Source organism: Corynebacterium pseudodiphtheriticum DSM 44287 (genome assembly GCF_000688415.1).
GTDB lineage: Bacteria > Actinomycetota > Actinomycetes > Mycobacteriales > Mycobacteriaceae > Corynebacterium > Corynebacterium pseudodiphtheriticum.
Window position 1 is genome coordinate 38,393 of record NZ_JIAH01000006.1, and the last position, 15,412, is coordinate 53,804.

At 53.5% G+C, this 15,412-nt stretch carries 13 protein-coding genes; 4 read left to right on the forward strand and 9 right to left on the reverse strand.

What is annotated here, in order from left to right; all coding sequences use genetic code 11:
- Nucleotides 1-35: 35 nt before the first annotated feature.
- From O146_RS0103200 to O146_RS0103215, 4 genes are all read right to left on the reverse strand, one after another.
- Complete coding sequence (locus tag O146_RS0103200) at nucleotides 36-563, reverse strand: flavin reductase family protein (RefSeq protein WP_027017637.1); 528 nt, start codon at nucleotides 561-563, stop codon at nucleotides 36-38.
- Nucleotides 564-566: 3 nt separating this feature from the next.
- Nucleotides 567-1,619 (reverse strand): acyl-CoA dehydrogenase family protein, encoded by a 1,053-nt coding sequence (locus tag O146_RS0103205; RefSeq protein ID WP_027017638.1) that lies wholly within the window; start codon nucleotides 1,617-1,619, stop codon nucleotides 567-569.
- A gap of 80 nt (nucleotides 1,620-1,699) precedes the next feature.
- Nucleotides 1,700-2,245: an OsmC family protein gene (locus O146_RS0103210; RefSeq protein WP_023019784.1), complete on the reverse strand. Its 546-nt coding sequence runs from the start codon at nucleotides 2,243-2,245 to the stop codon at nucleotides 1,700-1,702.
- Between the two features lie 312 nt (nucleotides 2,246-2,557).
- Nucleotides 2,558-2,869, reverse strand: coding sequence for a chorismate mutase (locus O146_RS0103215; protein WP_021352160.1), 312 nt, complete (start codon nucleotides 2,867-2,869; stop codon nucleotides 2,558-2,560).
- Nucleotides 2,870-2,947: 78 nt separating this feature from the next.
- On the opposite strand from O146_RS0103215, the gene O146_RS0103220 reads away from it, so the two are divergent.
- Complete coding sequence (locus tag O146_RS0103220) at nucleotides 2,948-5,491, forward strand: UvrD-helicase domain-containing protein (RefSeq protein WP_375543255.1); 2,544 nt, start codon at nucleotides 2,948-2,950, stop codon at nucleotides 5,489-5,491.
- Nucleotides 5,492-5,496: 5 nt separating this feature from the next.
- Here O146_RS0103220 and O146_RS0103225 read toward each other — a convergent pair whose 3' ends face one another.
- Both O146_RS0103225 and O146_RS0103230 read right to left on the reverse strand, forming a co-directional pair.
- On the reverse strand, nucleotides 5,497-6,279 hold the full coding sequence (locus tag O146_RS0103225; protein WP_023019783.1) for a M23 family metallopeptidase: 783 nt from the start codon (nucleotides 6,277-6,279) through the stop codon (nucleotides 5,497-5,499).
- 396 nt (nucleotides 6,280-6,675) lie between these two features.
- Complete coding sequence (locus tag O146_RS0103230) at nucleotides 6,676-7,428, reverse strand: M23 family metallopeptidase (protein WP_023019782.1); 753 nt, start codon at nucleotides 7,426-7,428, stop codon at nucleotides 6,676-6,678.
- Between the two features lie 399 nt (nucleotides 7,429-7,827).
- Between O146_RS0103230 and O146_RS0103235 the strand changes: the two genes are divergently transcribed.
- The 3 genes from O146_RS0103235 (at nucleotide 7,828) to purH (ending at nucleotide 11,878) form a co-directional block, all read left to right on the forward strand.
- A complete protein-coding gene (locus O146_RS0103235) occupies nucleotides 7,828-9,483 on the forward strand; it encodes a cell division protein PerM (protein WP_155896221.1) in 1,656 nt (551 codons plus the stop codon).
- Nucleotides 9,484-9,494: 11 nt separating this feature from the next.
- Complete coding sequence (gene purN / locus O146_RS0103240; RefSeq protein ID WP_027017642.1) at nucleotides 9,495-10,079, forward strand: phosphoribosylglycinamide formyltransferase; 585 nt, start codon at nucleotides 9,495-9,497, stop codon at nucleotides 10,077-10,079.
- Between the two features lie 134 nt (nucleotides 10,080-10,213).
- The gene (purH, locus tag O146_RS0103245) at nucleotides 10,214-11,878 is read left to right on the forward strand and encodes a bifunctional phosphoribosylaminoimidazolecarboxamide formyltransferase/IMP cyclohydrolase (RefSeq protein ID WP_035000524.1); all 1,665 of its coding nucleotides are present in this window, start codon (nucleotides 10,214-10,216) and stop codon (nucleotides 11,876-11,878) included.
- 140 nt (nucleotides 11,879-12,018) lie between these two features.
- Here purH and O146_RS10935 read toward each other — a convergent pair whose 3' ends face one another.
- Genes O146_RS10935 through O146_RS0103260 form a run of 3 tightly spaced genes read right to left on the reverse strand, consistent with a single transcriptional unit; the run spans nucleotide 12,019 to nucleotide 15,412 of the window.
- On the reverse strand, nucleotides 12,019-13,026 hold the full coding sequence (locus tag O146_RS10935; RefSeq protein WP_244266801.1) for an alpha/beta fold hydrolase: 1,008 nt from the start codon (nucleotides 13,024-13,026) through the stop codon (nucleotides 12,019-12,021).
- Nucleotides 13,027-13,036: 10 nt separating this feature from the next.
- Nucleotides 13,037-14,437: a cytochrome b/b6 domain-containing protein gene (locus tag O146_RS12375; RefSeq protein WP_081820553.1), complete on the reverse strand. Its 1,401-nt coding sequence runs from the start codon at nucleotides 14,435-14,437 to the stop codon at nucleotides 13,037-13,039.
- Between the two features lie 3 nt (nucleotides 14,438-14,440).
- Complete coding sequence (locus O146_RS0103260; protein WP_023019775.1) at nucleotides 14,441-15,412, reverse strand: electron transfer flavoprotein subunit alpha/FixB family protein; 972 nt, start codon at nucleotides 15,410-15,412, stop codon at nucleotides 14,441-14,443.

Sequence of the window (15,412 nt, forward strand, 5' to 3'; positions counted from 1 at the left end):
CTGAGAATCTTGGGCTGGTAGGTTTCTCAGGCTTGTTAAATTGAAGACGGGCGCCAGCCGACCTCTGGCCAGCAGTGGAACTCTCCGCCTTGGTAGAGCAGCGGGGCTACCGATGCGTCGGAATCGCATTCTTCTACTGTTACGATCACGATGGTGTGGTCCCCAGCGGGGGTCTTGGACTGAATCGTGCCCGAAAACCAGGATGCAGCGCCAGAAATTACTGGAACATCGAGTGTAGTCCGGTGGGTTTTCACCCCAGCGAAGCGGTCGATTCCTTTTCTCGCAAATTGTTGAGCCAGCGGTGCTTGACCTTGTGCCAGAACGGAAATTGCAACTGGGTTGCCTACTTTGAGTTTTGGCAGAGAGGAAGAATGGTTGCCCACTGATAGCATGACCAGCGGCGGGTCTAGGGATAGCGAAGAAAAAGCAGATACCGTCATTCCCGCATCTGCTCCCTCATGCAACGTCGTTACCACTGTGGTGCCTTTCGGGAAGGCGCCCGATGCGCCACGCAACTTGTCTTTCAGACTGAAACCAGCGGTCGAATTGTTCGAATCTGTCACTGCTTAGTTTTCCTCGCGTGCCAATTGCCATTTCAGCTGGCCTTCGGAAGGCGACTGCACAGGAATGAACGTGGCCTCACGATAACGGCGTGAGGCTGGCGATGATTGTGCATAGCCTGCGCCACCAGCTACCCGAATCTCTAGATTGGCGGCCTCTACAGCAGCCTCTGCTGCCCCCAACCGTAGGCGCAATAGGTCGGAGAATGCCACTTGTTGTCCGTTAGCAGATTTTTCCGCTAGGGACTCTTGGGTGTTAATTAATTCGGTGATTTTCTCGTAGGTCTTCGCGACGTCATCGGCGAATACCTCATTGATTCCGACAGTCTTGCCGCTAGCTGCAGCGATTGCAGATTCTGCCACGCCTAAGCATTCCGAAGTTTGTAGCAGCAGAAATGTTGGGCGAACCTTCGGCAGATATTCTTTGAAGTTGGTGGTTAAAATATTTTCTTCTGGGACGAAGACTTCATTAAATTCCACCCATGCAGACGCGGTGGCATTCAAACCTAGCAACCCGAATGGGGTGCCAAGCGTGAGGCCGGAGGCATTGCCGTCAACAACGAATAAAAGTTGCCCGCCCCGATCAGAGTGGGCGCCAGATACTATGACAGAATCCTCAGCCAAGTTTGAAGCCCATTTCAATTTGCCGGATACGCGATACCCGCCGTCGACAGCCTTGGCTTGCAAATCGAGATCCCCTGCACCAGCAGCGAACTTAAATACGGAAGCCATGCCCGTGACGCCTGGTCGGGTGCCGTTTTGGATGGCTTCGATTAGCTGTGGGTGCTGGCTGTCAGCGGCTTTCAGGTAGGTCAAGACCATAAGGTCTGCCCAGGTGCTAAATGCGACAGAAAGATCCTCACGTGCTAATCCACGGACCAGACGGACGGCGGACACCAGTTTGTTGATGTTGAGTAGGCCATGTTGAGCCAACAGCTCTAGGCCGTAGCGCGCTGGCTTTTCACCCTTATCGACGGCGGGTGCGTTTTCCTGCAGCGTTGCGCGGATCTTTTCGTCAAGCTCTAAAGGAGCTAGTTCAATGCTGTTTGCAGTAGTCATGAAAGTCGCCTTCATTGCGCGATTGGAGCTTAGTGATCCTAAGCTCCAATCGCATTGGTGGGAGCGGGCTGGTGTGCGGCCTATACGAGCTCGTGAGTTAGCTTGGCTGGCCGGGTGTAGGTGTTCACCACTGGTGACCACTGAATAGCATCGGCAACCACTTTTTCGATGGTTTCACGGTCGGCATCACCGTCGACGTCTACCTTCACGCGTACGTCAGAGACACCCGGGCGGGCGTCTTCGCGAGGAGAAACGCCCCAAGTTGGGGAGATGTCGATGTCAGACTCGATGTCGATGTTGATCTTGGTCAATGTGATCCCACGGTGGGTTGCAACCGCCTGGATACCTACGGAGATGCAAGCTGCTAGACCTGCCTGCGCAATTTCGGTTGGGTTTGGTGCGGAATCATCGCCGAGCAGTTTGGGTGGCTCGGAAACCAAGGTTGGTTTCAGATCGCGTACCTGGGTGTAATTGCGGAACTGACCATCTGCTTCAGTGTGGGTGCGGATGACCTTTTTGCCACCTTCTGGGTTTTCGGTGTTTTTATTGGCCATCGCCTGGAGGGATTCTCCATCGATAGGCGCCAGTGGCTCGCCGGCCTTGTGGTTTGGGGTGAGATCAGACATGAGAAACCTCCTTGTTGAGTGGCGATAAGCATTTCTGTTGATCACCTGTGAACTAACGTCAGAGTAGCACTCTTGGTCTGCAATCTTTAGACTAAGCTGTCTATGTTTTTGGCGTGGCCTGTCGCAAGCCTGACGGAATTGGGGTTTTAGGTGGGGTGATGGTATTGGATTTGTGTCAGGAAATGAATGCTCCATAGGTGAATAAAAATAGTTTAAGTTGCGGTTTCCACGGCATACTAATGTCTGTGAAATACGTGTGATGCACCGCTTGGTCTGTTTTCGGTGGCGGACCTTAGGCAATTGTCGGGTGGGCTAGCCCAGGTGGCCACGCCCCAAGCGCAGCAGAGCATTGGCGATATCGGCGCCTTCATTGCCCAATTCGTCGCGAAAATAATTGATGATTGCCACTTCGCGTGTATGTACCAGGCGGGTACCCCCGGAACTCATGCGGGTTTTGCCAATCGCTTGCGAAACTTCCGTGCGCCGTTTTATCGCGGACAAGATAATGTCATTCATCTTGTCGATTTCTTCCCGGTAAGCCGCAATTTCCTTGTCGGAGAGTGGATCGTCCGTCCCGGTAGGTGTGCGCACGGGGAAGTTTGCAGCCACAGCATCCATATCCATGTGTTTCATTCTACTGTGGTCGTAGTTACAACTTCGCACTAGACGGTGAAAAACTTTGCGAAATAGTAGTTTGGAAGCATTATGAATTCATCGCCGTTTCACCCTCGCCCACATGACAGAGAGTCCCAGAACTCACCTGCACACAACCCCGAGCCATGGTTTTCTGGCTCACCGCTACAGCCGATCCAGCAGTCGGGTGAGCAATTGGTCTCCGGGCTTAATGCGCAACAACGCGAAGCAGTTGAGCATTCTGGAAGTCCTCTGTTGATTGTTGCTGGTGCTGGTTCCGGGAAAACCGCGGTATTGACCCGGCGTATTGCTTACCTTATGCAGCAGCGTGGCGTGGGGCCACACCAGATTTTGGCTATTACGTTCACGAACAAAGCCGCCCGGGAGATGCGTGAGCGTGTTGGCAACCTCGTCGGTCCGGTTGCTGACCGTATGTGGGTCGCAACTTTTCACTCAACATGCGTGCGGATTTTGCGCCAACATGCCCAGCTTATCGACGGCTTGAACACGAATTTCAGTATCTATGACGGTGATGATGCTCGCCGGTTGCTCTCTATGATCGCCAAGGAAATGAACCTGGATCTGAAAAAATTCACTGGGCGGGTTTTGGCAAATGCCATCTCGAACCTCAAAAACGAGTTGCAAGACCCTGCTGAGGCCGCCGCGGCGGCAGCAACAACGAAAAACCCTTTTGACACGACCGTCGCAGAAGTTTATGCCGAGTATCAACGACGCCTTCGCGCAGCTAACGCGGTAGATTTTGATGATTTGATCGCAGAAGTCGTAAGGATTTTCCAGCAACACGAGCAAGTAGCTGAATACTATCGCAGGCGTTTCCGGCACGTGCTTATTGACGAATACCAGGACACCAACCACGCACAGTATGCGCTGGTGGCAGCTCTCGTCGGCAAGGGAAACGGTGCCCGGCCGGGGCCAGAACAAATCAGCGCACCCGAGTTGTGCGTAGTCGGCGACTCGGATCAATCCATTTATGCTTTCCGTGGTGCCACCATCCGAAACATCGAAGAATTTGAACGCGACTACCCGCAGGCGAGAGCAATTTTGCTGGAACAAAACTACCGTTCTACGCAAAATATCCTGACTGCAGCCAACGCGGTGATAACCAATAATGCGGGACGTCGCGAGAAAAAGCTGTGGACTGATCAAGGTGCGGGCGACAATATCATCGGTTACGTCGCAGATAATGAGCACGACGAGGCACGGTTTATAGCTGCAGAGATCGATGAATTGAGCGATCAAGGCTACAGCTACAACGATATTTCCGTGATGTACCGGACGAATAATGCTTCACGTGCGTTAGAAGATATCTTTGTTCGCTCGGGGATTCCATACAAAGTCGTGGGGGGAACCAAATTCTATGAGCGCAAAGAAATCCGCGATGTTGTGGCTTACCTTCGTGTACTTGAAAACCCTGACGATACCGTTAGCTTGCGTCGCATTATCAATACTCCCAAGCGTGGTATTGGTGAAAAAGCCCAAGGCCAGGTTGCTTTGCATGCGGAAAATTACAATATTAGCTTCGGTAAAGCCGTGCAGGCGGCAGCTGCCGGCGAAATCTCAGGGTTGAGTGCGCGCGCACGCAATTCACTGCGAGGGTTTGTGGAAATGATGGCCACTGTGCGTGAGGAAATTCCGTCGCTGAGCAACGAAGTTACTGGACAGCCGCAATTGGGCGAGTTGATCGGCCGGATCTTGGATATCACCGGCTACAAAGCCGAATTAGAAGCGTCTAATGATCCACAGGATGGCACCCGGCTCGATAACCTCAACGAATTAGTTTCGGTAGCGCGTGAGTTTTCTTCTGATGCAGTCAACGCGGCGGGACTAGAAGATAGCGAGATTGATGTAGTTGCTATCGAGGGTGAAGCACCAGCGGGTTCCCTTTCAGCCTTTTTGGAGAAGGTATCGCTGGTGGCAGATGCTGATCAAATACCAGACCACGAACATGGTGTGGTCACGCTCATGACACTGCACACCGCTAAAGGGCTGGAATTTCCAGTAGTGTTTGTCAGTGGCTGGGAGGACGGGCAGTTCCCACATCTGCGTGCGCTTGGGGATCCGCATGAATTGTCTGAGGAACGCCGCCTGGCATATGTCGGTATCACACGGGCCCGTAAGAAATTGTATTTAACGCGCGCAATGATGCGGTCTGCTTGGGGCCGACCTGTTGAAAACCCCGCGAGTCGTTTTTTGGCAGAAATTCCGTCGGAAGTTATCACGTGGAAACGTGAGGAACCTAGTCCTGGCTTTGGCTCCGGGTGGGGTGGTGGATACGGTACTACAGGCTTTAGCGGTGGAAACGATGATGCGTGGTCAGATATTTCCTATGGGGCCCGTCGTTCCCGCCGGATGCGTGGATCCGCTGCGTCTTCCCCTTCGCAACGGAATCAATCTGCCATACCTGAAAAGAAGCCCGGGGGCGCAAAACTGGACCTGGCCGTCGGCGACAAAGTCAATCACGCCAAATATGGACTGGGTACCGTGATTGCTGCGGACGGCCAGGGAGCGCGAGCCACCGTAACGATCGATTTTGGTTCTTCGGGCACTATTCGCTTGATGTTGGTGGGTGCCCCGCCAATGGAGAAACTTTAAGGGAGTTACTTAGCGCCACGCACCGTGATGCCCTGGTTGGCAAACCATGGCACTGGATCGACCGGAGTAGCGCCATCGGGGCGGATTTCGAAATGTAAGTGAGGGCCGGTGGAATGACCTTCGTTACCCATGGTGGCGATTTGATCGCCGGCTTTGACTTTGTCTCCGACGCTGACGCTATAGGAATGAACGTGACCGTAGACGGAAATTTCTCCGTTAGCGTGTTGTACGCGCACCCACTTGCCATAGCCTTGCGCTGGGCCGGCGCTGATAACAGTGCCGTCCATGATCGAGTAAATGGGGGTGCCAATTCCGTTCCCGATATCGATGCCTTGGTGCATCCGTCCCCAGCGCATGCCGTATGGTGAGGTGAATATGCCCTCGGTCGGAAATACCACGGTGCGACCGTCGGCAGTGCTTCCTTTGTCCGCCGTCATGTAGGTGGCGGAAGGAGTAAGTTTCGCAGCAGCTTCAGCCGGATTCGCGTCTGGGGATGTTAGCGGGTCGATGATGATTTCAAAAGCATCGCTGCTGGATTGAATAGACGGAGTGCCGCCGTTCTTGTTGAGCTGTTCTACCGTCCCTGCCAAACCTTCTGCAATGCGTACTAGTGCGTCTAAGTCATAACCGTTGATGGCGGGGGCTTGTGAACTTTCAGGATTGACAGTCGCAGTCAAGGCCGGTTTTGCGTGAGCGACTGGGTTGAATCCAGTGGTGCTCACAGCGACCGCGAGGCCGGCGGCACTCATCCCTACAGTGAGCCGTCGAAAGCGGTGAGAAGGCTTCATACAAGGTCCTGTCTAATCGTGCAGTCTTACAAGGGCTAAAAACGCCGGATGCGGTGAAACGTGTGATGTTTGCGCCCGCAATCGACGATTTCAGAACATCGTTAAAGCTACCGTTATTTATTTGTGATGGCAATGTCATAAGCGCAGGTTAATGGGTAGATTTGTTCGAAAATATTTAAGCTGCCAGCTCACAGGGCGTGTTGCTGATGTGAATGGTGGTGTAATTGTTGCTTAGGTGGTTAGATTTCGGGGGTAGTGTACGGGGGTGTTTTGGGTGTGGGTATGATGGCGAAAACAAAAAACCGCTTACACCCTTGCGGAAATAAAAACAGGCAAGCTGGGTGTAAGCGGGAGATGAAGTTATAAAAGCGGCAGTGGTTCCTGGATGATTTGGGTTTAGACGGAAATGCCACGTTCTGCCAGCCAAGCGGCTGGGTCAACTGGTCCGCCACCACCTGGGTGTACTTCGAAGTGTAGGTGAGTGCCGGTGGAAAAGCCTTGGTTTCCCATGCCCGCGATACGTTGACCAGCGTGCACCTGTTGTCCGACTGTAACGTCCAGGGTGTCCATGTGGCCGTACAGTGAGATGGTGCCGTCTTCATGCTGGATCCGGATCCAGTTGCCGTAACCGGAAGCAGGGCCGGAGTCTAGAACGATACCGTCCATGATTGCCAGGATGGGTGTGCCGTTGACGTTTGCGATGTCGATGCCGTTATGGAATGACCCCCACCGAGGGCCGAAGCCTGAGGTGAATACGCCTTCTGCTGGCTTGACGATGCTAGGCAGGCGAGAGCTCAGGTCAGCGGCGATGCGTTCCGTGGAGTGAGCAACTGCCTTGTCTAACTGTTCAGCCAGGTTTGATACGGGGCGGAATTCGTTGATTTCCAGGATTTGTGGAGCTACAGCCGAGGAAGGTAACAGCGCGTCGGCGTCATTAGCCAGGGTATAATCGACATCCGTGGTGTTGACGGCTGATTCTTGTTCCGTCACCTCAGCGGCATTGAGTTGAGCGGCTGTAGCGCCACCGATGCCTGCGGAGGACACGGTTCCTGCTGCCACCGTTACCAGGGCGATGCGTCCCTTAGCGGTCTGTGACGCGTTGACCTTGCGGTGGCGGCCCCCACGGGATCGAGTGGAAGAACTTTGCATCAATGGTTTCCGTTCCTGTTGCAGCAATTCTCAAGTAATTCGGTGCGTCGTTTCCAGGGCAACATGCTGGCCAGCAAACGAGACGTTGAATTGTAACCTGTCTGTTATCTAACGAATGTAACAATAATGTCTCGGGCGCAATCGATCAACTCTATTCCAGAAAAACTTTAGGCTTTGGCCAGTCTAGCCCTTACATGGGTGTGGTAGCTCACAAAATTTGAGGTTAGTGTGGTTGTTGTGGGCAATTGAGCTGCTTGTGAAAACTCTCCTAACCGCAATTTACTGCAGTATTTATTCGAATATCGGCGTGCCATTGTGCCTTGCCGTTGTGCCTTTAGATCCGACAGTAGCGACGTGCCGCAATGGCGTTGTTTGCGGCTCATGGCAAAGTAGTAAGCGATGAATAGCAATTCGAGCCCGCATTCCCGTGCTGCGCGCCGCCCGCAACGTCGCCCGCGCACAGCGCCGAACGTTTCCCTGCCCGCTAATGCCCGACGTGGCAGAGTTGCTTCTGCGCGAGGTATGACGCGGGGGCAGCGCGTTAGCGTCGCCAAAAGCGCCGATAAAACATCGAGTCAGGCGCGGCAGGAGGCTAAGAGAGCGCCTGCTGCAGCCCAACTAACGATGGGGCGGCGGATCCGCAAGGTCGGCTTAACTTTAGCTATCCCGCACCTGGTGGTTATTTTGTCGATTGTTGCTATTGCAGTTGGCGCTTTGCTGAGCACCTCGCAGTCAATCGCGCTATTGCCAACAATTACCGCAACTGCTTGGTTAGTGTTTCACGCCGCGCCAGTGGCCGGAGACGGCGTTGTCCTAGCATCCGTTCCGCTGTTGCCGGCGCTTATTACGTTTGCCCTCAGTGCTCGGCAGGTTCGCGTAAGCGTCCGCAAGCGTTTCAGCATTATTGATTTGCTGATGATCTTTGTATGGAGCTTGGTAACGCCGCTGTTGTTCACAGTGGTTGCCTTATTGATGCTCGCCGATGCCCAAACTGTCTATCCAGTTACCGTTCCTCCAATTGGTTCTGTGATGTTCTCAGTAGCACTAGTGCATCTACTTGCGTTTGTCTTCGGGCTCGGACCGAAAGCTTGGCGGGCACTGGCACGACGCTATGGCATTCCACAATCAATCCTCGAAGGCGTTGTCATCGGTGCAAAAACGTTGTTGTGGCTGTGCCTCGCAGCGGTAATCGTTGCAGTTATTTTCCTCGTCGTCGGCTGGGGGCGGCAGGCCGAAGTTATGGCAGCGTATCCACAAGCTAGTGGTAGCGGGAGGCTGGCGCTGGTCATGCTTTCCTTGGCGTATATCCCCAATATCATTGTTGGTGTCGGTGGAGTTTTGCTGGGATCGGAATATCAGTTTGGTGCAGGAAGCGTTTCTTTGTTTGAAACGCACCTGGTGCCGTTGCCGCCACTGCCAGTCATGGGAATGGTGCCACCTACGTCGGCAAGCTGGGCGTGGATTGGCTTATTTATACCTGTCGCTGTGATCATCGTGGTGATGCTGCGGATGCGCCCCAGCCCTGTGATGACGCTAAGCGCAGGTTTTACAGCGTGGGTCTTGACAGCGGTTGCTGCCTATCTTTCTGGAGGCCAGGTTGGTGCTTATAGCAATACGGGTTTACCGGTACTGTGGACTGCCAGTTTGGCACTGATTTGGGTTGGTGGCATTGCTTTGGCAGTCACACTCATGCAGTTGGTGTTTGCGAGGAGGTACAACGCGAAACCTGCCGTTGTTGATGAATTGGCTGTGGATGGCGAGGAACAAGAGCTAGGCTCTCCGGAACCGCAGAAACCCGAAGTGCAGAAACCGGAGGGGCAGGCTTCGGAGCTTGAGAGCCACGAAACTGAAGACTCACAAGAAACCGATGCGGCATCCGACGTGGCTGCTGAATCTGAACAAGTTGATGAATCTGAACAAGCTGATGCAGAGGAAGAGATCGAAGAAGATTCTGTGGAAACGTCTAAAGGTAGCGCGGATGCTCAGGATGAAAATGGCAGAGAAAATGGCAATGAGCAAGAGCATAGACATGACGACAGTGAGCGTACCGAGTAGTCTAGTGAGATGTGAATACACCACTGCGACTGACTGCCTTGGTTTCGGGGAGCGGGACGCTATTACAAGCTCTCCTTGATAACCAAGATGAAAATTATGCTGTTGTACTAGTTGTTTCCGACCGCGAATGCCCGGCTTTAGATCGTGCACGGGCCGCCGGGGTGGAAACTGCTGTTGTGCCGATGCAGCACGACCGCTCCCACTGGGACGAGCAGCTAACTAAATCCGTGGGTACGCCAGACCTGATTGTTTCTGCTGGCTTCATGAAAATCCTGGGACCGAGCTTCGTCCAGAAATTTCGAGGTCGTCTCATTAATACGCATCCGGCTCTTTTGCCGTCGTTTCCTGGCGCACATGCAGTGCGCGATGCTCTGGACTATGGAGTGAAAGTTACCGGCTCTACAGTGCATTATGTAGACGAGGGCGTAGATACCGGCCCCATCATCGCTCAACGCGCGATAGACATTCAGCTTGGAGAACGAGAAGATGAATTACATGAGCGGATTAAAAAAAATGAGCGAGAACTATTGGTCGCTCTCTTGCAGTCGGCCGAAGTCGAGCAAGATTCCAAGAAAGTAGTTTTTCACCATAATTAGCTAAGGGGCTTCGCAGTCTCTGCCGGGGAAGTGCCATACACCCCCTAGGCAAACACCAAACGATGGCTAATCTAGATTATGGCCAACACTTCACAGCTCATCACATCACAACCGTTAAGGATGCAGGTACTACTATGACCGTAGAAAACACCCAAGGTTCTGGAACACAGCAGACGAAGATCACTCGCGCATTAATCAGCGTTTATGACAAAACCGGTTTGGAAGATTTAGCACGTGGTCTTGCTAAAGCTGGGGTAGAGATTGTATCGACGGGCTCGACTGCCAAAGTGATTGCTGATGCTGGTGTCGAGGTTACCCCGGTAGAGAACGTGACTGAATTTCCGGAGTGCTTTGACGGCCGTGTGAAAACCTTGCACCCGCGCGTGCATGGTGGAATTTTGGCGGATCGCACGAAACAAAAACATCGCGACCAGCTAAATGAGCTTGGTATTGCTCCATTCGACCTGGTGGTCGTCAACCTGTACCCATTTGAAGAAACTGTGGCTTCGGGCGCAAATGTGCAGGAATGCATTGAGAAGATTGATATCGGTGGCCCAGCGATGGTGCGTGCTGCAGCGAAAAACCATGATTCAGTTGCCGTAGTCGTCGATCCCGCTAATTATGACGTGGTGCAACGAGCTGCCGCTGGTGCTGGATTTAGCTTGGAAGAACGCCGTCAGCTCGCGTTGGAGGCATTTACGCATACGTCGAAATACGATTTGGCGGTGTCGTCATGGATGCTTGCCGAGCTGGTTGCTGAAGCTGAAGAAAAATCAGAGTCTGAACTGGCCCAAGATGTTCCAACTACACAGTTGCGCTATGGCGAGAACCCACACCAGGCTGCTTATTTGGAGCGCATCCCAGGCGCCGGAGGTGTTGCCAATGCAAAACAGCTGCATGGTAAAGAAATGAGCTTCAACAATTATCAGGATGCCGAAGCTGCTTGGCGCGCCGCGCACGATCACCAGCGTGCCTGTGTAGCGATTATCAAACACGCCAACCCATGTGGAATTGCTGTATCTGACGAATCGATTGCCCAGGCACACAGCAGAGCCCATGCTTGCGACCCAGTTTCCGCTTTTGGCGGTGTAATTGCGACCAACCGTCCGGTCAGTGTCGAGATGGCGCACCAGGTTGCTGAGGTCTTCACCGAGGTAATCCTGGCTCCGGGATACGAAGACGGAGCTGTCGAGGTACTGCAGGGGAAGAAGAATATCCGTATCCTGCAGGTTGAAGATGCTTCGTTGGTGGATGATTCCCAGCAAACAGCATCAGATGCTTCAGGGGAGCAGCAACTGTCTGCGGACAATGCTGGATCTTGGGATTCCAAGGTGATTTCCGGTGGTGTATTGTTCCAAGAACCTGACCGTTACCAGGCCGATGGCGATCAAGCAGAAAACTGGAAGTTGGTTGCTGGTGCAGCAGTCGATGATGAAGTACTAGCGGATCTAGAATTTGCATGGCGCGCTGTACGCTCGGTGAAATCAAATGCGATTGTGCTTTCCCGTGAATCCGCTACTGTCGGTGTGGGCATGGGACAGGTTAACCGAGTAGATTCGGCACGTTTGGCTGTTGAACGCGCCAACACTCTTGGCGACGATGAACAGCGTGCCAATGGTTCGGTTGCTGCCTCGGACGCATTCTTCCCGTTTGCTGATGGCTTAGAAGTTCTGTTGGATGCAGGAGTAAAAGCCGTGGTGTCTCCAGGCGGCTCGATCCGCGACGAAGAAGTAATCGCAGCTGCAGAAAAGGCAGGCGTAGCACTGTACTTCACCGGAACCCGCCACTTCTTCCACTAAAGAGACCGTGTCTTCCATGGCGAGCCCGTTCCTAGCTTATGAACGGGCTCGCCTACTGGGGTGTAATTGGCAGTTTGCAAGGTGCAGCCGGACACCACCGGTTGTGGGGGGAATGGCGCAACTAGTTATTGCCTGATGTTTTACGGCGAAGACAACGTGCCAACAAACTTTTCCAAACGCTCCGCGATTATCTGCGGCTCACGTGCCCACCTGTTGTGGCCGAGCCGCTTTGGATATTCCTCGATAGTTACGTCGGCGTTAGGCAAACCGGCCGCGAGATGCTCAGCTGCTTTGCGCGTGCAATCTTGGTCGGTGTGGAAACGCGTGAGTAACACTGGGATTGTTACTCCGTTTTTAGCATCGTCATAGTCACGATCCTCACCGAGTAAACCACGCTGTTGGTTAGAGCGTGAAAACCTGATCCATTCCAGCATCACGTGTTTTGCCTGGCGACCATATCCGGTCAGGTCCAGCTTTCCGGCGGGTTGATAGCCGAAAATGGTGACGATCGCTTGAATGATAATGGTACCGATTCGTAATTTGCGTCGAACGAGCCCCGAATATCCCGGGTAGTACGGGCTTCCAGTTCCGACTGCCAGGAATCCTTGTACGTTGAGCTCTAGGGCTTCTTTACGAGTGAAAAACAAGGGGGCAATCTGTCCTCCTAAAGAGTGGCAGAGGAACACTGTAGGGTAGTTATTAGCTAGTCCGAGGTCTTTCTTCACGGCTTTGATCGTGATCGGAAAATCCTGAGATGCCAAATGGTGATACCCCCAGGTGTGCTTGCGCGTGGCTTTTGCTGTTGAGCTACCTTGCCCGCGTAATTCACCGCCAGCAACAAGATACCCGCGACGGGCTAGTTCGTGCCCCATAGGATCGAAATACCGTGCACCCATGCCAAAACCAGGCCAGATGACGACTAATGGTTTGTCACCATCACCTGTCGCGGAGTGTGGCGACAGTTTTTGTTTCGTGCGATATGGTTTGGTTTCTCGGGTTGGGCCGTTGTCCGGCTCGAAAATGCGGGCCTGCGAGACCGAATCATCGGGCATTGTGATCTTGAGCAATCGTGGCGACGACCTTTGCGCGTTGTCGCAACCGGTCGGCGCTGGAGCCGCTTGCGTTTTCCGTGCTTGCGAGCTGGACATAATGATTCTCCTAACGGGCTGTGACCTTGCCGAAAAGTCGCGCGAATGGAGCCAGTACCATCGGACGAGCAAAAACCACCGTGGCAGCCGTGACCACTAGTCCGATGACAAAGAAAATAAAGCCGGTCCAGTTGCCTGCATACGCTGTAGGGTCTGGGTCGCCTTGTGCGGCCCACATGTGGTTGAGATTGCGCAGTGCACCGGTTGCGAAGACCATGAGCACGTGAATCACGGTGAAAACTAAGAAATATAGCGCGATGGGGATGTGCATTTTGCGTGCGATACTGACCGGGTAGATCTTGGCCAGCACAGGATTACCGGGCCACAGATGAGACATCCGTAGCCCGGTGGCTATTGCGGCCGGAGCCACGATGAAAACGGTGAAGAAATACATGAGCAATTGCAGACCGTTGTAATGTACCCAGCCATTTTCGGTTGGCCAGTCTAAAGACGCATATTGCAGGCCAGCGGATACTGCATGCGGGAAGATATCTAGGCTGGTGGGCACGATGCGTACCCATTGGCCGGTTGCAAATAACAAGATAAAAAAGATTCCACCGTTGATAACCCACAACAGATCCAGAATCAGGTGAGTCCAGATAGTCAGGCTGATTTTCTGTCCAGGGTTTTTCTTCGGAGCCCAATATGCCGGTGCTTTGCGTTCGTACCGAATCGCAAAACCAGTCTTAACGATTAACGCCATGAAGAAAAAATTCAAGAAATGCTGCCATGCCAACCACGTGGGGATTCCTTCTGGGCTGCTTTCGGGGAATTCTGGATGGCCGTCGTAGGTCGCGATGAAGTCTGCGCCGGTTTCGGTATTCAGAAACCAGCGCGTGCCCATAACGACGAGCGCGGCCACTAAAAAGATACTGCCAAGTCCAACTAAGCCGCCTCCGAGCCATTGTCGGAGACTGAAGGCCCCATATTGACGCGCAAAAACAGATTCTTTCTGGGAGTTTTGCCGCGCAGGAGTGGCAGCTGGTGTAGAGGGATGTTGTTCTTGCGGTTGCTGGGGGCTTGGTTGAGACTGCGCATTTGTCGCCTGTCCAGCATTGGTCTGGGGCGACTTTTGATTCTGCGCAGCAGTCTGTTGTTTATTGTTCTTCCTACGCTGTTGAAAGCGCTGTGCTGCAGTAACACCGGTTGTTGGGGTGAGCTTATTATCGTTTGGTGGTGCTGCGTGCTGGGCGGAAGGCTCTGGCTCTTTCCCCGGCTGTGACGGCGACGTTGGGGCTGCCGCTGCAGCGTAGTCGACAGGGGGCCAAGGGGATCCACCGGGCGTCCGGGGAAGTCCCTGGCGTAAGCGTGTACTTGAGAGCTGTTGCTCATTGTTTTGTTCTTGCGGAGGCCATGGCTGTCCACCGCTGACGCGCGGCAGACCCCGACGAAGATTTGGTTGCGAGTTCATGCATTATCCCTTTCGCTGCGCAAGCAAGCTCGTGAGCTCAGGAACAACCTGGTAGACATCTCCCACGACGCCAAAGTCGGCAATGTCAAAGATCGGAGCTTCTTCATCGTTATTGACCGCAATGATGTGTTTGGAAGATTGCATACCCGTTATGTGATGAGGTGCCCCAGAAATTCCTAGGGCGAAATAAAGCTCAGGTTGGATAGTGGCACCAGCTTGGCCTACCTGGGACGCACGATCAGCGCAGCCAGCATCAACAGCAGCACGCGAAGCCCCCACAGAACCACCGAATGCGTCGGCAAGATCTTCTACAATCTGGAAGCTCTCCTTTGAATCGAAAGCGCGACCACCGGCAACCACGGTTTTTGCGCTACGCAATGCAGGACGGTGGGCAGAGCGCTCTATCGGAGTTGTTTCGTGGATGGTCGAAGTTGGTGTTGAGTTGATTACCGCGAGGTTTATTATATTGCCTGCTCCAGGGGCGGCCCGATGTTCAACGCATCCTGGGCGGAGGGTAATGACTGGTGACTTAAAAGTTGCCGCAGACGTCACTTGAAAACTGCCGCCAAGCACAGAGTGGTAGGCAATGATGCCCTCGTCGTCCTTAGCGATGCCGATCGCATCGCTAAGGAGAGCGCGGTGTAGACGAACTGCGGCTCGTCCGGCTAGATCGCTGCCTTCAGTATCGGCACTACATATGGTCGCGACTGGTGAAAACTCAGAAAATGCCTTTTCTAAGGCGTCGATAGAAGAACCAAGTTCGGAATAATCCTGTACCGCGACCGCTACGTGTTCTGCGCCAGCCTGTGCCAGGTCCTGGGTAGTTGTCTCGTTGATCTCCGAAGGACAAATGAGCAGAACCACTGGTGTCCCGATAAGGCTGGCGGCACCACACAATTCAGTAATGGAATCGGGGAGATCTCCGTTGGCAGATGCGTGGCCGACAACGAGGACGCTGTTTTCCGGGTAGGTCAT